Source organism: uncultured Devosia sp., assembly GCF_964244875.1.
GTDB lineage: Bacteria > Pseudomonadota > Alphaproteobacteria > Rhizobiales > Devosiaceae > Devosia.
In genome coordinates this window covers 40,859-56,683 of record NZ_CAXTKA010000006.1, presented here as the reverse complement: position 1 = coordinate 56,683, position 15,825 = coordinate 40,859, and the positions used below count along the sequence as shown (strand labels likewise).

Annotated in this window: 22 protein-coding genes; 7 read left to right on the top strand and 15 right to left on the bottom strand. The window is 65.1% G+C overall.

All coding sequences use genetic code 11. The annotated features are described in order from the left end of the window. The first annotated feature begins 21 nt into the window (after positions 1 to 21). The gene (nth, locus tag ACFE8X_RS08980; protein WP_375451120.1) at positions 22 to 696 is read left to right on the top strand and encodes an endonuclease III; all 675 of its coding nucleotides are present in this window, start codon (positions 22 to 24) and stop codon (positions 694 to 696) included. Between the two features lie 58 nt (positions 697 to 754). Here nth and ACFE8X_RS08975 read toward each other — a convergent pair whose 3' ends face one another. Next, positions 755 to 1,204, bottom strand: a complete 450-nt coding sequence (locus ACFE8X_RS08975) for a DUF2214 family protein (RefSeq protein ID WP_375451119.1) — start codon at positions 1,202 to 1,204, stop codon at positions 755 to 757. A gap of 73 nt (positions 1,205 to 1,277) precedes the next feature. On the opposite strand from ACFE8X_RS08975, the gene ACFE8X_RS08970 reads away from it, so the two are divergent. Together ACFE8X_RS08970 and ACFE8X_RS08965 are read left to right on the top strand one after the other, a co-directional pair. Then, positions 1,278 to 1,847: a TetR/AcrR family transcriptional regulator gene (locus tag ACFE8X_RS08970; RefSeq protein WP_375451118.1), complete on the top strand. Its 570-nt coding sequence runs from the start codon at positions 1,278 to 1,280 to the stop codon at positions 1,845 to 1,847. An 84-nt stretch (positions 1,848 to 1,931) separates the two neighbouring features. Continuing rightward, on the top strand, positions 1,932 to 2,951 hold the full coding sequence (locus ACFE8X_RS08965) for an adenosine kinase (protein WP_375451117.1): 1,020 nt from the start codon (positions 1,932 to 1,934) through the stop codon (positions 2,949 to 2,951). Positions 2,952 to 3,149: 198 nt separating this feature from the next. Here ACFE8X_RS08965 and ACFE8X_RS08960 read toward each other — a convergent pair whose 3' ends face one another. The 9 genes from ACFE8X_RS08960 to hisB form a co-directional block, all read right to left on the bottom strand. After that, complete coding sequence (locus tag ACFE8X_RS08960) at positions 3,150 to 3,917, bottom strand: TIM barrel protein (RefSeq protein WP_375451266.1); 768 nt, start codon at positions 3,915 to 3,917, stop codon at positions 3,150 to 3,152. A gap of 17 nt (positions 3,918 to 3,934) precedes the next feature. Beyond that, positions 3,935 to 4,885: a type I pantothenate kinase gene (gene coaA / locus ACFE8X_RS08955; protein ID WP_375451116.1), complete on the bottom strand. Its 951-nt coding sequence runs from the start codon at positions 4,883 to 4,885 to the stop codon at positions 3,935 to 3,937. Next, positions 4,885 to 5,205 carry a phosphoribosyl-ATP diphosphatase gene (locus ACFE8X_RS08950; protein ID WP_375451115.1) on the bottom strand — a complete coding sequence of 107 codons (321 nt, stop codon included), beginning with the start codon at positions 5,203 to 5,205 and terminating at the stop codon, positions 4,885 to 4,887. Before ACFE8X_RS08950 ends, coaA begins: the two co-directional genes overlap by 1 nt. Before the next feature lie 262 nt (positions 5,206 to 5,467). Next, a complete protein-coding gene (hisF, locus tag ACFE8X_RS08945; protein ID WP_375451114.1) occupies positions 5,468 to 6,298 on the bottom strand; it encodes an imidazole glycerol phosphate synthase subunit HisF in 831 nt (276 codons plus the stop codon). Positions 6,299 to 6,353: 55 nt separating this feature from the next. After that, a complete protein-coding gene (locus ACFE8X_RS08940; protein ID WP_375451113.1) occupies positions 6,354 to 6,677 on the bottom strand; it encodes a hypothetical protein in 324 nt (107 codons plus the stop codon). After that, positions 6,674 to 7,405 (bottom strand): 1-(5-phosphoribosyl)-5-[(5-phosphoribosylamino)methylideneamino]imidazole-4-carboxamide isomerase, encoded by a 732-nt coding sequence (hisA, locus tag ACFE8X_RS08935; protein ID WP_375451112.1) that lies wholly within the window; start codon positions 7,403 to 7,405, stop codon positions 6,674 to 6,676. Before hisA ends, ACFE8X_RS08940 begins: the two co-directional genes overlap by 4 nt. 139 nt (positions 7,406 to 7,544) lie before the next feature. Beyond that, on the bottom strand, positions 7,545 to 8,189 hold the full coding sequence (hisH, locus tag ACFE8X_RS08930; RefSeq protein WP_375451111.1) for an imidazole glycerol phosphate synthase subunit HisH: 645 nt from the start codon (positions 8,187 to 8,189) through the stop codon (positions 7,545 to 7,547). After that, complete coding sequence (locus tag ACFE8X_RS08925; protein ID WP_375451110.1) at positions 8,186 to 8,332, bottom strand: hypothetical protein; 147 nt, start codon at positions 8,330 to 8,332, stop codon at positions 8,186 to 8,188. The genes hisH and ACFE8X_RS08925 overlap by 4 nt, the downstream gene beginning before the upstream one ends. Positions 8,333 to 8,472: 140 nt before the next feature. Further along, positions 8,473 to 9,060: an imidazoleglycerol-phosphate dehydratase HisB gene (gene hisB / locus ACFE8X_RS08920; RefSeq protein ID WP_375451109.1), complete on the bottom strand. Its 588-nt coding sequence runs from the start codon at positions 9,058 to 9,060 to the stop codon at positions 8,473 to 8,475. Between the two features lie 268 nt (positions 9,061 to 9,328). Here hisB and hslV point away from each other — a divergent pair, with 268 nt between their 5' ends. Together hslV and hslU are read left to right on the top strand one after the other, a co-directional pair. Then, complete coding sequence (hslV, locus tag ACFE8X_RS08915; protein ID WP_375451108.1) at positions 9,329 to 9,886, top strand: ATP-dependent protease subunit HslV; 558 nt, start codon at positions 9,329 to 9,331, stop codon at positions 9,884 to 9,886. A 57-nt stretch (positions 9,887 to 9,943) separates the two neighbouring features. Further along, complete coding sequence (gene hslU, locus ACFE8X_RS08910; protein ID WP_375451107.1) at positions 9,944 to 11,257, top strand: ATP-dependent protease ATPase subunit HslU; 1,314 nt, start codon at positions 9,944 to 9,946, stop codon at positions 11,255 to 11,257. Positions 11,258 to 11,517: 260 nt separating this feature from the next. Here hslU and ACFE8X_RS08905 read toward each other — a convergent pair whose 3' ends face one another. Genes ACFE8X_RS08905 through ACFE8X_RS08895 form a run of 3 tightly spaced genes read right to left on the bottom strand, consistent with a single transcriptional unit; the run spans position 11,518 to position 13,205 of the window. Beyond that, a complete protein-coding gene (locus ACFE8X_RS08905) occupies positions 11,518 to 11,889 on the bottom strand; it encodes a helix-turn-helix domain-containing protein (RefSeq protein ID WP_375451106.1) in 372 nt (123 codons plus the stop codon). Continuing rightward, positions 11,886 to 12,464 carry a Smr/MutS family protein gene (locus ACFE8X_RS08900; protein ID WP_375451105.1) on the bottom strand — a complete coding sequence of 193 codons (579 nt, stop codon included), beginning with the start codon at positions 12,462 to 12,464 and terminating at the stop codon, positions 11,886 to 11,888. Before ACFE8X_RS08900 ends, ACFE8X_RS08905 begins: the two co-directional genes overlap by 4 nt. Before the next feature lie 21 nt (positions 12,465 to 12,485). Further along, complete coding sequence (locus tag ACFE8X_RS08895) at positions 12,486 to 13,205, bottom strand: Tim44/TimA family putative adaptor protein (RefSeq protein ID WP_375451104.1); 720 nt, start codon at positions 13,203 to 13,205, stop codon at positions 12,486 to 12,488. Positions 13,206 to 13,382: 177 nt separating this feature from the next. Between ACFE8X_RS08895 and ACFE8X_RS08890 the strand changes: the two genes are divergently transcribed. Beyond that, positions 13,383 to 13,838: an FxsA family protein gene (locus tag ACFE8X_RS08890; protein WP_375451103.1), complete on the top strand. Its 456-nt coding sequence runs from the start codon at positions 13,383 to 13,385 to the stop codon at positions 13,836 to 13,838. A gap of 91 nt (positions 13,839 to 13,929) precedes the next feature. Next, positions 13,930 to 14,448, top strand: coding sequence for a protein-export chaperone SecB (gene secB / locus ACFE8X_RS08885; RefSeq protein WP_375451102.1), 519 nt, complete (start codon positions 13,930 to 13,932; stop codon positions 14,446 to 14,448). A gap of 83 nt (positions 14,449 to 14,531) precedes the next feature. Here secB and dnaQ read toward each other — a convergent pair whose 3' ends face one another. Continuing rightward, positions 14,532 to 15,230 carry a DNA polymerase III subunit epsilon gene (dnaQ, locus tag ACFE8X_RS08880; RefSeq protein WP_375451101.1) on the bottom strand — a complete coding sequence of 233 codons (699 nt, stop codon included), beginning with the start codon at positions 15,228 to 15,230 and terminating at the stop codon, positions 14,532 to 14,534. Then, positions 15,227 to 15,823: a dephospho-CoA kinase gene (gene coaE / locus ACFE8X_RS08875; RefSeq protein WP_375451100.1), complete on the bottom strand. Its 597-nt coding sequence runs from the start codon at positions 15,821 to 15,823 to the stop codon at positions 15,227 to 15,229. Before coaE ends, dnaQ begins: the two co-directional genes overlap by 4 nt. Positions 15,824 to 15,825: the final 2 nt, after the last annotated feature.

The window sequence follows — 15,825 nt, the reverse complement described above, 5'->3', positions numbered from 1 at the left end:
CGCAGAATCAGCGGAGAGAGAATGGCCAGAAGTAAAAAAGTGAAGAGCCTGCCGCCCGAGGATGTGGAATCGATGTTCGCGGCCTTCGCGCGCGTCGAGCCCGAGCCCAGAAGCGAGCTGGACTACAGTACGGTGTTTACGCTTTTGGTGGCGGTGGTGCTGTCGGCGCAGGCGACCGATGCGGGCGTCAACAAGGCCACGGGCGCGCTGTTCGCGCTGGCGCCCGATCCGGCGGCGATGGTGGCGCTGGGGGTCGAACGGATCGAGGGGCTGATCAAGACCATCGGTCTTTACCGCACCAAGGCCAAGAATGTTTACGCGTTGAGCCAATTGCTGATCGAGCGGCATGGCGGGCAGGTGCCGGCGGATCGCGCGGCGCTGGAGGCCTTGCCGGGCGTGGGCCGCAAGACGGCCAATGTGGTGCTGAACAGCTATTTCGGGCACAAGACCATGGCGGTGGATACCCATGTGTTCCGCGTCGGCAACCGTACGGGACTGGCGCCAGGGGCGACGCCGCTGGCAGTCGAGCTCGGGCTGCTCAAGGCGATACCCGAGCATTACCTGCTACATGCCCATCACTGGCTGATCCTGCACGGGCGCTATGTGTGCAAGGCGCGCAGGCCGGAATGCTGGCGCTGCGTGATCGCGCAATGGTGCCGGTTCGAGCCCAAGACGCCGACGCCCAAAGGACGTTAGACCTCAAGCCGTGGCGTTTCCGAACCAGAAACCGGCGTCGCCCTTGTCCTGGCAACGCTCAATAACCCCGGGCCATGGCGGCAGCGAAGATGGGGATCAGCACCAGGATGAGCACTTCGGCGTGAAGGAAGCGCCGGCTGCGGGCGAGTTCGGCGGGTGGCGGGGCGAAGGCGGGGTCGGCGGCGAGCGAGCTGGTCCAGCGGCTGAACGCAATGGTGGGCGGGACTGACAGGAGGCCGACGACGAGGAAGGCCAGCATCTTGCCCCAGAACATATTGCTGCCGACGTAGAATTCCCAGCCCTTGCCGCCCCAGAAGACGCGAGCGATGCCGATGATGATGACCAGGCCCGCGGCAATGCCGTAGAGGCGGTCGATGGCGGCCAATTGGGTGAGACGCTGCCCGGAGAGGCCGGGGCGCAGCAGCACGAATTCGGCGGCGATGATGCCCACCAGGGTGAAGACGGCGAGATGATGCAGGATGGCAAAGGTCAGATCGAGATTGAACATGAAGCCCCCAAGGCTTGGCGTGCGGCCGGTTTGATGTTAACGCTGCATACATCAATAGCGAAAGATGTAAGCAGTGTCAACTTCCCGGCGGGCCGAGCACTATCATCATGGCGATCTGCGGCATGCCCTGCTGGAGGCGGCCATGGCCATGCTGGAGGCCGAGGGCGCGGCGGGCTTGGGCCTGCGCGAACTGGCCCGCGTCGTCGGGGTGTCGCCGGCCGCGCCGTACCGGCATTTCGACAGCAAGGGCAGGCTGCTGGAAGCCCTGGCCATTACCGGCTACCAGCGCTTCAGCACGGCGATGTGGGCGGCCGAGCGACAGAGCGCGCCGGCGCGGCGCATCGGGGCCATGGGGCAAGCCTATGTGCGGTTCGCGCTCGATAATCCCAACCTGTTCCGGCTGATGTTTTCGCCCGAGCTCAAGCGCGACGGGCGGCCGAGCCTGCGGCTGGCGGCCGATGCGGCGTTCGACACGCTCAAGGCCGTGACGGCGGCCCTGCCCGAGGGCGAGAAGCGGGTAGCGGCGCTGCGGGCCTGGGCGCAGGTGCACGGGCTGGCCGTGTTGCTGCTGGACGGGCAGATCGCGCTGCGCCCGGGCGAGGACGTGGACGCGCTGGTGGCGGCGGTGATCGGGGCGGGCTGAGCAGAGACGTTCATAATCGTTGCGCCGGGGCGGGGCTTCCTCTACATCGGCCCCCGTCCCCCCCATGATCGCGCCGGAGGCCCGATGGCCCATTCCCGTTTCGACGTCCTGACCATCGGCAATGCGATCGTCGACATCATCGCGCCGGTGGGAAACGGGTTCATCGAAGCCGAGGGGATGAGCAAGGGCATCATGCACCTGATCGATGCGGACCGGGCGCTCGATCTTTATGCGCGGATGCCGGCAGGCAAGCGGCAGATCTCGGGTGGCAGCGCCGCCAATACCGCGGCCGGGATCGCCTCGCTGGGCGGGCGCGCCGCCTTTGTGGGCAAGGTGGCCAATGACGCGCTGGGGGATTTCTTCGAACAGGATCTCCACGCCATGGGCGTGCATTATTCGACGCCGCGGCTGATCGACGGGGCGCCGACGGCGCGCTCGATGATCTTCATATCGGACGACGATGGCGAGCGCACCATGAACACCCATCTGGGTGCCTGCCAGCAATTGAGCGAGGCCGACATCGTCGAGGACGAGATCGGGGGCGCTGAGATCACCTATATGGAAGGGTTCCTGTGGGACCCGCAGGAGGCCAAGAAGGCCTTCGTGCGGGCCGCTCATTATGCGCACAAGAACGAGCGGGCGGCGGCGTTCACGCTGAGCGATCCGTTCTGCGTCGATCGCTACCGCGCCGAATTCCTCGATTTGATCCGCTCCAAGACCATGGACCATGTCTATGCCAATGTGCATGAGCTGAAATCGCTGTACCAGACCGACGATCTGGGCGCGGCGGTGCGCGAGATCGCCAAGGATGCGGAACTGGCGGCGATCACCATGGGCGCGGGCGGCGCCATGGCCATCCACAATGGGGAAGTGGTTTCGGTGCCGGCGTTCGCGGTCGACAAGGTCGTGGACGCGACGGGGGCGGGGGACCTGTTCGCCTCGGGGTTTCTCCTCGGCATGGCGCGGGGGCAGACCATGGACAGCGCGCTCAGGACGGGGTGCCTGGCGGCTTCGGAAGTGATCTCCCATATCGGCGCGCGGCCGCAGCTGGACCTGGCGGGACTGGCGCGAACGCATGGGCTGGCGCAGGCGCTGGATGGGTAAGGTGATCTAGAGGTTCGCCCGATCAGGCAGGGTTATCGCTTCGCGTTTGGGCACGATACCGCCAGTGCCACAGGGCAACCCTCCCCCTTGAGGGGGAGGTTGGGTGGGGGTACGAGAGCCGAGATATAGGGGATGGTAAACCCCCACCTTGATCCTCCCCCTGGAAGGGGGAGGTGTCGACTGAGGCGTTAGCCTGCTTCAGCGCAGGCGTGTCTTGGTTTGCTCGAATGAGGCGGCGGTGGTGGCGGTGGGGCGGTATTCGAGGCCGATGAAGCCGTCGTAGCCGTTGGCGAGGAGCCAGTGCAGGGGTGTGGCCAGGTCGAGATGACCGGTGCCGGGCTGGTGGCGGCCGGGGTGGTCGGCGAGGTGGACGTGAACGATCCGCTCGAGGTGGCCGGCGGCAACGTGCTGGGGGCTCTCGTCCATGACCATGGAATGGTAGAGATCGTAGGTCAGGCCGATTTCGGGGCGATCGACGGCGTCGACGATGTCGAACGCCTCGCGGGTCGAGCTCAGGTAATAGCCCTTGTGGTCGATGCGCGTGTTGAGCGGCTCAAGGCCAAGGCGCAGGCCGGAGCCCGCAAGCACGTCGGCGGAACGGGCCATGGCTTGGACCAGGGCATCGTGCTGGCTGGCGCGGGAGACGCCGGGCAGTTCGGGACCGGCCTGGGCGATCAGCATCCTGGCGCCCAGGCGCAGGGCCACGTCGCGACTTTGGGCTAAGCCGTCGAGGAAGCGCTGGTGATCGCTCGTCCGCGTGAGTTCGGCAAAGGGCTCGGCGACGATGCCGGCCAGCGCCAGCCCGGTTTCGCCCAGGGCGTCCTCGATGGCGTCGAGGTCCTTGTTGCTCCAGAGCCAGAATTCGACCGCGGCGAAACCGGCGGCCTTGGCCAGCCGGATGCGCTGGGCGGGATCGTCGCTTTCGGGTACGAACAGCATGTCGATACAGGCGGAAAAGCGCATGATGGCTCCGTTGAGCGTGGCTAGACGCGGCGCAGCTTGACGTCCTCGATGGCGTGGCTGTTGCCCTTCTTGAGGATCAGGTCGGCGCGGCCGCGGGTGGGCACCACGTTCTGCTGCAGATTGGGCAGGTTGATGGTCTGCCAGACCATCTTGCCGAACGCGCCGGCCTCGTCGCGGCTCATTTCGGCGAAGCGGCGAAAGAACGAGGACGGATCGCGAAACGCGGTCTCGCGCAGCTGGAAGAAGCGCTCCATGAACCAATCGAACAGATCGTCTTCGTCGGCATCGATATAGATGGAAAAGTCGATGAAGTCGGAGGCGAACAGGATGGGCTTGCCGGTGCGGGGCAATTCGCCGGGCTGCAGGATGTTGAGACCCTCGACGATCAGGATGTCCGGGCGATCGATGATCGCCTGCTCGCCGGCGACGACGTCGTAAACCAGATGGGAATAGACGGGGACCGCGACCTCGCCCTTGCCCGATTTGATATCGGCGAGGAACTGCACGAAGCGGGCGCGATCGTAGCTTTCGGGGAAGCCCTTGCGCTCCATCAGGCCGCGTTCCCCGAGCACCGCATTGGGCAGCAGGAAGCCGTCGGTGGTGACCAGATCGACCTTGGGGCTGGAGGGCCAGCGCTGCAGCAAAGCGCGCAGAATGCGGGCAGTGGTGGATTTGCCCACGGCGACCGAGCCGGCGACGCCGATAATGAAGGGCACCTTCTGGTCGGGGGTTTCGAGGAACCGGGTCGACACATTGTGCAGACCCTGCACCGCCTCGACATAGAAGGAGAGCAGCCGCGTCAGGGGCAGGTAGACCTCTTCGGCCTCCTCCAGCGAAATGGGATCGCTCAGGGTGCGCAGGCGCTTGATGTCCTCGGCATCGAGCGTCATCGGCTCATCGGCCCGCAGGGCCGACCATTGCGCCTTGGTGAAGCTGTGATAGGGGGCAAGGACCGGGGAACGCTTGGCCATCAGAGGGGTTTCCGCCCGGCTTTTTCGGCGAGGCCGGACTGAGACTGCCGAGATTCGAGCACCTCCATGACCGCGGACAGCGGGGTACCCGTGGCGCGCAGCAGCACCAGCAGGTGATAGAGGACGTCGCCAGCCTCCTTGGCGAGTTCGCCCGGATTGTCCATGACGGCAGCGATCACAGCTTCGGTGGCTTCCTCGCCCAGCTTTTGAGCGCATTTCTCGACGCCGCGGGCCAGCAACTTGGCGGTGTAGCTCTCGTCGGGGGAGGCCATGGCGCGCTGGGCGATGCGGGCGTCGAGATCGTCGAGGGTAAAGGGCATAAGGAGAAGCCTTCCAGAACACCGAGTGTCACCCCGGCGTAGGCTGGGGCCCATCCCGAGATTTCAAGATGGGTCCCCGCCTGCGCGGGGATGACATCGTGATTGGGGGAGCGTTAGCGCAAAACTGCTGCGCCGTCACCTAAGCGGCTAGCCATTCGAGCTGCCACTCGACCATAGGTCTCGTGGCCTTCTTGGCGCTCGCAGCGCCACCGGCACTGCTCGTCCTATCGGACACGCCGAGAAGTCTCATGGCCTTGCCTGCTCAAATCGCTCCACTGGAGCGATTTGCCCTATCGGTCGCAGTCAAGTCCATGCGCACGGGGATGCCGTTGGCGGCGAGGTATTGCTTGGCCTGGGGGATGGTGTAGGTGCCGAAATGGAAGATCGACGCGGCCAGGACGGCGCTGGCATGGCCCTGGCGCACGCCCTCGACCAGGTGATCGAGATTGCCGACGCCGCCCGAAGCGATGACGGGGACATTGACCGCATCGGTGATGGCGCGGGTCAGGGCGATATCGAAGCCGGACTTGGTGCCGTCGCGATCCATAGAGGTGACCAGCAATTCGCCGGCGCCGAGCTCGACCATGCGGGCGGCGAATTCCACCGCGTCGAGGCCCGAAGCGTTGCGGCCGCCATGGGTGAAGATTTCCCACTCCGAGCGGTTATCCCCGCCCAGGCGCTGGTCCAGCCGCTGCTTGGCATCGACGGAGACGACGATGCACTGGTTGCCGAACTTGTCGGCGGCGCGGGCGATGAAATCTGGATCGGTGACGGCCGATGAATTGATCGCCACCTTGTCGGCGCCCGACAGCAAGAGCCTGCGGATATGCTCGATGGTGCGCACGCCACCGCCGACGGTGACCGGCATGAAGCAGTGCGTGGCGACCCGCTCCACCACGTCGAAAATGGTGTCGCGGCCCTCGTGGCTGGCAGCGATATCGAGAAAGCAGAGCTCATCGGCGCCGGCCGCATCATAGGCAATGGCGGCTGCGACCGGATCGCCGGCGTCGATCAGATCGACAAACTGCACACCCTTGACGACGCGGCCGTCCTTGACGTCGAGGCAGGGGATGAGGCGGGTCTTGAGGGTCAATTGTTCGGGTCCTTGCACGGCGACCAAGATAGGGATGACGCGATGCCGGTGCCAGTCATGAGGCGGGTTTGCCCGAACGGCGCCAGGCGCTGCGGTGGATCAGGAGGGTGATCAGCCAGACGATGGCGGCGCCGAAGCCCAGGGGCAGGCTGGCGAGCATGAACCAGCCCATGACGCCCATGGTGTAGAGCAGGGCGCCCAAATCGTGTCCGCCGATGATGCAGGGATGCATGTTGCCTTCATCGACCCGGCAGCCATTGGCGTCGGCGATCCAATAGGTCAGGGTGACGGAAGCGACGGGCCAGAGCGTGAACACGGCGATGATCGCCAGCGCCACCCAATAGACGTGCCAGGGGAACCGCGATCCGGGCAGCGTCATGCGGCGGCCTTGAGCAAGGCCAGTGCTTCACGTGAATCAATGCGGCCGTCATAGAGCGCACGGCCGGAAATTGCGCCTTCGAGCACACGGTATTTCGGGTCGGCGAGTGTCCTGATATCGGCTATCGACGCGAGGCCGCCCGAGGCGATGACGGGGATGGTGGTGGCTTGGGCCAGCTTGAGCGTCGCGTCCCAATTGATGCCGGCCAGGATCCCGTCGCGGTCGATATCGGTATAGATGATGGCGGCGACACCGGCGCCTTCGAAGCGCTGGGCAAGCTCGATGACCGAGAGGTGCGAAGTTTGCGCCCAGCCCTCGACGGCGACCGTGCCGGCGCGAGCGTCGATGCCAACGGCGATCCGGCCGGGATATTGTTGGGCCGCCGCACGGACCAAGGCGGGATCGCGCACGGCAATGGTGCCCAGGATGACGCGGGAGATGCCCTTGTCGAGCCAGGCATGGATATGGGCCATGGTGCGAATACCGCCGCCGAGCTGGACGGGGAATTTGACCGCGCCGATGATGGCTTGCACCGCTCCGCCGTTGATGCTTTCACCGGCGAAGGCACCGTTGAGATCGACGACGTGCAGATATTGGAAGCCCTGGTCCTCGAAGAGCCTGGCCTGAGCGGCGGGGCTGTCGTTGAACACGGTGGCCTGGTTCATGTCGCCATGAACGAGGCGCACGCATTGGCCGTCCTTGAGGTCGATGGCGGGGAAAAGGATCATGGCTTGGCTCGCGTGGAGAGGACCCCCACCCGGCCTCCCCCTGGGAGGGGGAGGAGCAGGGTTGGCGGTTGATAAAGCATCGTGCCGCTAGCTGGCAGCGGCTCCTCCCCCTTCCAGGGGGAGGCTGGGTGGGGGTCCGTCACGGCGTCCACCCCAAAAAATTCGAAATCAACGCCAGGCCGAGCGCCTGCGATTTTTCCGGATGGAACTGGGTGCCGGCGATGTTGTCGCGGCCGACGATGGCGGTGACCGGGCCGCCGTAATCGGTGGTGGCGATGGTGGTGTCCGGCCGGTGGGTGTGCAGGTGATAGGAGTGGACGAAATAGGCGTGCAGGCCCTCGGGAATGCCGGCGAGCAGGGCGTGAGGCCATTCGATGCGCAAGGTATTCCAGCCCATGTGCGGAATTTTCAGCGTCGGATCGGACGGCGTCAGGTGGACCACGGCGCCGGGGATCCAGCCCAGGCCGGGGGTAATCGCCTTTTCGCGGCCTTCGGTGGCCAGCAATTGCATGCCGACGCAGATGCCGAGGAACGGCGCCCCGCCCCGGATGACGCGCTCCTCGAGCACGTCGCGCATTCCGGGCACGGCCTCGAGGCCGGCGGCGCAATCGGCGAAGGCGCCGACGCCGGGCAGCACGATGCGATCGGCGCGGCGGACTTTTTCAGGATCGGCAGTGACGAGGATGTCGGGCGGATTGTCGAGCAGGGCGGCCTGCCGTTCGAAGGCGTTGGCGGCGGAACGCAGATTGCCCGAGCCATAATCGATGATGGCGGTGAGGCTCATGTTGCCTCCAGCCAGGACAGGGTGGCGAGATCGGGCGCGGTCGCCATACGGTCGCGGCGATGGCGCCAGCCGCGCCGCGCCAGCGCATGGCGGCGCAGGCCGGGGGCTGCGGATGGGCTTGTGTAGATGGCGAAGAGGGTCACCGCAGGCTCCAAAAACGCGATGTCATCCCGCGCAGGCGGGGACCCATCTCGAGATCTCAGGATGGGCCCCGGCCTATGCCGGGGTGACACCGTACTTGGTGTGGGCTTAGAGCAAAATCGCCGGGGTTAAAAGACCCAAGCTACAGCCTACCCTTGGTGCTCGGCACCCGATCGGCCTGGCGGGGATCGATCTCGACGGCGTCGCGCAGGGCGCGGGCGACGGCCTTGAACATGGACTCGGCCAGGTGGTGGTTGTTGTCGGTGTAGAAGTTTTCGATGTGCAGCGTAATGCCCGCGTTCATGGCGAAGGCCTGGAAGAATTCGCGGAACAGTTCGGTGTCCATTTCACCCACCTTGGGGGCGGAGAAGGACGCGCGGAACACGAGGAATGGACGGCCGGACACATCGATGGCAGCGCGGGTCAGCGTGCCGTCCATCGGCAGGTCGGCCGAAGCATAGCGGCGGATGCCCGTCTTGTCGCCAAGGGCTTTGAGCAAGGCTTGCCCCAGCGCGATGCCGACATCTTCGGCGGTGTGGTGGAAATCGATATGTAAATCGCCCTTGGCGGCGACGGTCATGTCGATCAAGGAGTGGCGCGCGAGCTGGTCGAGCATGTGATCGAAAAAGCCGATGCCAGTGGACATCGCATGGGTGCCGGTGCCGTCTAGGTTGAGCGAGACGGTGATCTGCGTCTCGTTGGTCGTGCGGGCAATCTCGGCGGTGCGCATGCAGGGGACTCCAAGTTGGCGGGTGACCTAGCATGTACGCCCTTGGCAATAAAGATTGCGTTGCTCCGTGCAGCGCCCTCGTGGTTGGAGGCGCGCAAGGGCTCGCACCTCACCATGAGGGCTATTGGTGGGATCGTGACTTATCAGTAGTCCTCATGGTGAGGTGGGCGGCATAGCCGACCCTCGAACCACGAGGGCGTGGCACGCCACATTGTATTCCCCTAACCGTCACCTAAATATCACTCAACAGTTTCGGAGTTTTCTTCCAATGAGTGAGAGCAATACTTTCCCCGGCTGGCACGGGACGACGATCGTCGCCGTGCGCAAGGGCAACAAGGTGGTGGTGGCCGGCGACGGGCAGGTGACCATGGGGCAGACCGTGATGAAGCACGGCGCCAGGAAGGTGCGCCGGCTCGGCGACGGCAAGGTTATCGGCGGGTTTGCCGGAGCGACGGCGGACGCGTTCACGCTGTTCGAGCGGCTGGAAGCCAAGCTTGTGCAATATCCCAACCAGCTGATGCGCGCTTCGGTGGAGCTGGCGAAGGATTGGCGCACCGATCGTTATCTGCGGCGGCTGGAGGCGATGATGATCGTCGCCGATGCCAAGGAGACGCTGGTGCTGACCGGCACGGGCGACGTGCTGACGCCCGATTACGGCGTGACGGCGATCGGCTCGGGCGGCAATTACGCATTGAGCGCGGCGCTGGCCTTGGCCGACGCGACCGAACTCGACGCCGAGGAAATCGCCCGGCGGGCGATGAAGATCGCCGAGCAGGTCTGCGTTTACACCAACAGCAATGTGACGGCAGAAACCATCGAATTTTGATGACAGCCGCCGGCCGATTGGCGGCGGCAATGGGCTGGCTCGTGAGCGGCCCGGAAAGTGAAGACCATGAGCGAGACCAATTTTTCCCCGCGCGAGATCGTATCCGAGCTCGACCGCCATATCGTGGGCCAGCATGACGCCAAGCGGGCGGTGGCCGTGGCGCTGCGCAACCGGTGGCGGCGGCAGCAGTTGACACCGGAACTACGGCGCGAGGTGACGCCCAAGAACATCCTGATGATCGGGCCGACCGGCGTTGGCAAGACCGAGATCGCGCGGCGGCTGGCGCGGCTGGCGCAGGCGCCGTTCATCAAGGTGGAGGCCACCAAGTTCACCGAAGTGGGCTATGTGGGTCGCGATGTCGAGCAGATCGTGCGCGATCTGGTGGAGGCCGGCATCACCGTGCTGCGCGACAGGAAGCGCGCCGATGTGCAGGCGCAGGCCCATCACAATGCCGAGGAGCGGGTGCTGGACGCCCTGGTGGGGACCTCGGCGCTGCCCTCGACGCGCGATTCGTTTCGCAAGAAGCTGCGGGCCAACGAGCTCGACGACAAGGAAATCGAGATCGAGGTGGCGCCATCGGGCGGGGCCGGAGGGTTCGATATTCCGGGGATGCAGGGGGGCATCGGCATGATCAATCTGCAGGACATGCTGGGCAAGATGAGCGGGCGCGGGGTCAAGCGGAAGGTCAAGGTCAAGGACGCCTATGAGCCGCTGATCGCCGAGGAAAGCGACAAGCTGCTGGACCAGGAACAGCTCAAGAGCGAGGCTATCGAGCTGGTGGAAAACCACGGCATCGTCTTTATCGACGAGATCGACAAGGTGGCGGCGCGCGATGGCGGCATCTCGGGGGGGCCGTCGCGCGAAGGGGTGCAGCGCGATCTGTTGCCGTTGATCGAGGGGACGACGGTGTCGACCAAGCACGGGCCGGTCAAGACCGACCACATCCTGTTCATCGCCTCGGGCGCGTTTCACGTCAGCAAGCCCAGCGATCTCCTGCCCGAATTGCAGGGGCGTCTGCCGATCCGGGTGGAGCTGAAGGCACTGACGCGGGAAGACTTCATCGCCATTCTCAACGATACCGAAGCCAGCCTGATCAAGCAGTATGTCGCGCTGATGAACACCGAAGGGGTGACGCTGGACATTACCCAGGACGCCATCGCGGCGATTGCCGATGCGGCGGTCACGGTCAACAACTCGGTGGAAAATATCGGCGCGCGGCGGCTGCAGACGGTGATGGAGCGGCTGGTGGAGGATATTTCCTTTACCGCGCCCGACAAGCAGGGGGAAACGCTGCGCATCGATGCGGCCTTCGTGGCCGACAAGGTGGGTGCGCTGGCGGCGGATACGGACTTGAGCAAGTTCGTGTTGTAGGGTCCGTAACGCCGGGTCCCCCCCCCTCGATGGCTGAGTTGAGAGGGAAAATTCGTTCGGCCGTGAAGCATGCTTGCGCACCGGCTCACCTCGCCCCTGCGGGGAGAGGTCGGCGCGCAGCGCCGGGTGAGGGGTGCGATGCCGCAATGGAGTGTTATGTTGCAGCATCGTACCCCTCACCCTAGCCCTCTCCCCGGCGGGGCGAGGGGACGATCGCGGAACATCGGGCGAACAACCAAGTTATCGGTTCGTGCGGCGTTTTATGTCCGCGGTTTGCTTGCCCGTCGCTGCAACTCGGTGCGCAGGGCAATGAGGTCGTCGGCGTCCAGCTTGCCGATGGCGGCGGCGAGGCGGTTGGTCAGTTCAGTGGCCTCGGGGGCAAGGCCCGCGGTATCTATGGTGATCTTGGGATCGCTGAGTTCGGCCAGGCGCTGCAGTTCCTCGGCCTCGTCCCAGATGACGTTGAAATAGGTGATGATGCGGTGCAGCAGGAAGCCTGTGGGCTTGCCGCGCCGGCCATGTTCGAGCGCCGACAGATAGGCGCTCGATACGTTCAGCGCAGCCGCCATCTGCTTGAGGGAGACGCCGCGTTCCTCGCGCAGGGCCCGCATCCTGGCGCCCAGCGGGGTCATGAGCGGCGCAGGCGCACATACCAGGCGCCCTCCCCACCATGGCCGCGGGCCGCCACCGACCAGCCCGAAACCAGAGGCGACAGCATGGGCTCGCTGAGCCAGAGCGGCAGCATGGTGCGCAAGACACCGCGCTCGGTCATGGCGGTGGTGTAGTCGTCGATGGTTTTCTGACCCTTGCCGGTAATGACCAGGATGGTGCGGTCGCCGCGCGCTACGCGGGCCTGGATGAACCGATAGAGCGCCGCGCGGGCTTCGTCCTGGTGCAGGCCATGCAGGTCGATGGTGCCGTCGATGTCGATGCGGCCGCGCACGACCTTGTGTCTGATCGAGGGCTCGAGCGCACGATCCGCCGGCCGGTCGGCCGGCACCGGCGCCTGGTAGGACGGGACGGAAAAACTGCGGCGGGGGGGTTCAGCCGGCTTGGGCTGCGCGATCTCTGCCGGTGGCTCGGGTAACGGCAGGGGCCCCGCCGCCAGCTTCAGCAACCGCTTGCGGCGCAGCGGATCGATGGTGGCGGCAACAGCCGTCCACAGGTGGAAGTCATGCGGCAGGCGCCTTGGGTCACGCTTGGACATGGGAAGGGCTGCCGCAACAGATCAATCCAGTTGGCTGGTGGTGATCACTTTCCAGTTGGGATCGCGCGACTTGGGATTGCGGGCAAAGGTCCACGCGTCGGCGATGGTCTGCACCTGGTCGGCATTGCCCTCGACCAGGGTGCCATCCTTGTCGCGGGTGGCCGACACCACTTCGGCATGGAAGCGAATGGTCACCAGCACGTTCTTCTTGTCGTATTCGGCATCGGCAAATTCGACCTTGGGCAGGCCCACAAAGGTGAAGTCGATTTTTTGCCCGGCAGCCTCACGCTCGGCGATGGCGCGCTGGAAGCCGTCGAAGACGTCCTTCTCCAGCAGGTTCTTGAGCGTCGCGCGATCGCCGGCGGCAAAGGCGGTGACGATCATCTCATAGGCCTGCTTGGCACCATCAAGGAAGGATTTAGGGGTAAAGCTGGGATCAGCCTCCACCACGGTGCGCAGCCCGGTCGCCAGTTCGGCATTGCCCTTGGCGAACTGCTCGATCTCAGCGTCGATCTTGCGGGCGCGGCGATCATCGTCCAGATCGGGATTGCCGGCGCCGGAGGGGCGCAGCGGCACCACGGTATCCTCGACCGCCTTGCTCTTGGCGTCGGATTTGACGCGCCGCTCGACGGGCGGCCGCTCGGTGCCGGTTCGCGTGCCCAGGACCGAGCGCAGCCGGAACAGGATCACAATGGCAAGACCGATGACGATGAGGGTGGGCAGATCGAGAAATTCGGCCATGGGTAGTCACCTCTTGCAAAGGGCGGCGGCAAAATCGCATCCGAAGCCGATGCGCGCGCTCGCAGAGCGCTCAAACTCACCTATATATAGGAAAACTTCACCCCGAAACCAGTTCACGATGGGGCGAGTTCCCTTTTGAGGGCCGCCCGAAGTTTCGGCAAGAGAGGATTGACCCGTTTGGCCCGATTTTTCCTGCTTGGTTTACTGGTACTTCCAATCGTCGAAATTGCCGTCTTCATCAAGGTGGGGCAGACGATCGGGCTGTTTCCAACCCTGGCTCTGGTGATCGGCGCGGCGCTTCTGGGTGGCTTGCTGCTGCGCCAGCAGGGGGTGTCGGTGCTGATGCAACTGCGCGGCAATGTCGCGGCCGGGCGGATGCCGAGGCAGACGATCGCCGACGCCATGCTGCTGGGGGTGGCAGCAGTGTTGCTGGTGCTGCCGGGATTCCTGAGCGATCTGGTGGGCCTGGGATTGCTGCTGCCGCCGGTGCGGCAATGGATCTACCGGACGCTGTCGGGCCGGTTCAGCGTGGTCCAGGCCGGGGGCTTTGGCGCGCAGCCCCGGGCCGATGATGGCCGCATCAAGGGGCCGGAAACGATCGATCTGGACGATGAGGACTATCGCCCGCGTTAAGGCCCTGCGGGCGGTTCAGCTTGTCCGGGGCGCGCAAAGGTGCTAGCCAGCGCCGCACAATTTTCCAGAGCTTTGCCCAAAGGACTTCCAAATGGCTGACGATACGCAGAGCGCCGCAGCGCCGCAGGCCAGTGCCGCCCCCTCGATGAGCATGGTGGGCCAGTATATCCGTGACCTGTCGTTTGAAAATCCCGGCGCGCCCGGCTCGATCATGAGCGGATCGAGCAATCCGGCGTTCAACGTCTCGATCAGCGTCGGGGTCAAGAAGCAGGCCGAGGAGCTCTATGCGGTCGAACTGACGCTGACCGCCAAGGCCAATCGCGAAGCGGTGGTGCTGTTCAACGTGGAACTGGTCTATGGCGGGGTGTTCCGGCTGCGCAATATCGCGGAGGCCGCGCTCAGCCAGTTGCTGATGATCGAATGCCCCCGCCTGATCTTTCCCTTCGCCCGCCAGGTGCTAGCCAGCGTAACCCAGCAAGGCGGCTTTCCGCCGCTGATGATGGAGCCGGTGGATTTTTCGGCGATCTACCGCCAGAACATGGCGCAGTTGGCGGCCAAGCAGAATGCCGCGCCGGTCGTGGCCGATGCGGACATCGCCAAGCCAAATTAATCCAATACATTTCAGCCGAAGTGACCCTGCGGCCAGGCTGGGGGGATTTATGTTTGCGAGGGCTATGGGGTTTGCCGGCGCAGCTAAGATAGTTCGTATTCTGCCCAAATTGCGTCCGCGCCCAGGGAGGCAATGAGCGCGGCATGGGCAGCCAGTTCATTGGCGGAGACAAGCGAGGGTAGCGCGACGGGGCGACGGGCGGCGCTGACCATGGCGGCAATCCCGTCGGCGCCCGAGACGCGGCTTTCGGCGACCAGGGCCAGGCCGGCCTGGCGCCCGCCGATCAGTTCCAGATAGACTTCGGCCAGGATCTCGCTGTCGAGCAGGGCGCCATGCAGGGCGCGGCGGCTGGTATCGATGCCGTAATGCTTGCACAGGGCATCGAGGCTAACACGGGCGCCGGGATGGCGTTCGCGCGCCAGCATGACCGTATCGATGACGGTGTTGGCGAGCTTGGGCTGGCCCAGATTGGTCAGCTCGGCATTGAGAAACCCCATATCGAAGGGGGCATTGTGGATGATCAGCGTCGCATCCTCGATAAAGGCGCGAAAATCGGCAGCGACGGCCGAGAACAGGGGCTTGTCGGCCAGAAATTCGTCAGACAGGCCATGGACGCGAAATGCCTCCTCGGGCATGGCGCGCTGCGGATTGAGATAGACGTGGAAGGTCTTGCCCGAGGGCAGGTGATTGACCAGTTCGACGCAGCCGATTTCGACCAGCCGGTCGCCCGTGGCGGGGGACAGGCCCGTGGTTTCGGTATCGAGTACGACCTGGCGGGTCATTGGGTCTCCTGGCGGGCCTGGATGGCGGCGACCACGGCCTTGACCATGGCGAGGGTCTGGGCCCTGGTGCCGGCGGTATCGAAGGCATAGGTGGCCAGCGCCCTCTTTTGGCTTTGCGGCAGCTGGCGGGCAAGGATGCTGTCGAGCTTTTCCACGGTCATGCCGGGACGGGCCAGGGCGCGCTGGCGCTGCACCGGCTCGGCCACCGTGGTAACGCCGATGGCGTCAAAGCCATAATCATGGCCGCTTTCGAACAGCAAGGGCACTTCGACCACGGCCAGAGCGGCTCCTGTGTTTTGCGCATCATCGAGGAAGCGCGCAATGCGGGCGCGCACCAGGGGATGCACCAGCGCCTCGAGCCGCGCGAAGCCGGATGGATCGGCTGCCAGGCGCTGTGACAGCTGGGCCCGATCGACGATGCCGTTCACCGCAACGCCGGGAAACAGCGCCTCGACCGGCGCAACGGCGGCGCCGGCATAGAGCTCGGCAACGGCGGCATCGGCGGAGAACACCGGGACGCCAAGGCCCCTGAAGCCATCCAGCACCGTGGATTTACCCGTCGCAATGGAGCCGGTAATGCCGATGCGCCACATGC

Bases quoted from the DNA above. Each gene is read 5' to 3' on its own strand.
- nth (WP_375451120.1), top strand. From the start codon at position 22: ATGGCCAGAAGTAAAAAAGTGAAGAGCCTGCCGCCCGAGGATGTGGAA.
- ACFE8X_RS08975 (WP_375451119.1), bottom strand. From the start codon at position 1,204: ATGTTCAATCTCGATCTGACCTTTGCCATCCTGCATCATCTCGCCGTC.
- ACFE8X_RS08965 (WP_375451117.1), top strand. From the start codon at position 1,932: ATGGCCCATTCCCGTTTCGACGTCCTGACCATCGGCAATGCGATCGTC.
- coaA (WP_375451116.1), bottom strand. From the start codon at position 4,885: ATGGCCAAGCGTTCCCCGGTCCTTGCCCCCTATCACAGCTTCACCAAG.
- ACFE8X_RS08950 (WP_375451115.1), bottom strand. From the start codon at position 5,205: ATGCCCTTTACCCTCGACGATCTCGACGCCCGCATCGCCCAGCGCGCC.
- ACFE8X_RS08940 (WP_375451113.1), bottom strand. From the start codon at position 6,677: ATGACGCTGCCCGGATCGCGGTTCCCCTGGCACGTCTATTGGGTGGCG.
- hisA (WP_375451112.1), bottom strand. From the start codon at position 7,405: ATGATCCTTTTCCCCGCCATCGACCTCAAGGACGGCCAATGCGTGCGC.
- hisH (WP_375451111.1), bottom strand. From the start codon at position 8,189: ATGAGCCTCACCGCCATCATCGATTATGGCTCGGGCAATCTGCGTTCC.
- hisB (WP_375451109.1), bottom strand. From the start codon at position 9,060: ATGCGCACCGCCGAGATTGCCCGCACGACCAACGAGACGCAGATCACC.
- hslV (WP_375451108.1), top strand. From the start codon at position 9,329: ATGAGTGAGAGCAATACTTTCCCCGGCTGGCACGGGACGACGATCGTC.
- ACFE8X_RS08905 (WP_375451106.1), bottom strand. From the start codon at position 11,889: ATGACCCCGCTGGGCGCCAGGATGCGGGCCCTGCGCGAGGAACGCGGC.
- ACFE8X_RS08900 (WP_375451105.1), bottom strand. From the start codon at position 12,464: ATGTCCAAGCGTGACCCAAGGCGCCTGCCGCATGACTTCCACCTGTGG.
- ACFE8X_RS08895 (WP_375451104.1), bottom strand. From the start codon at position 13,205: ATGGCCGAATTTCTCGATCTGCCCACCCTCATCGTCATCGGTCTTGCC.
- secB (WP_375451102.1), top strand. From the start codon at position 13,930: ATGGCTGACGATACGCAGAGCGCCGCAGCGCCGCAGGCCAGTGCCGCC.
- dnaQ (WP_375451101.1), bottom strand. From the start codon at position 15,230: ATGACCCGCCAGGTCGTACTCGATACCGAAACCACGGGCCTGTCCCCC.
- coaE (WP_375451100.1), bottom strand. From the start codon at position 15,823: ATGTGGCGCATCGGCATTACCGGCTCCATTGCGACGGGTAAATCCACG.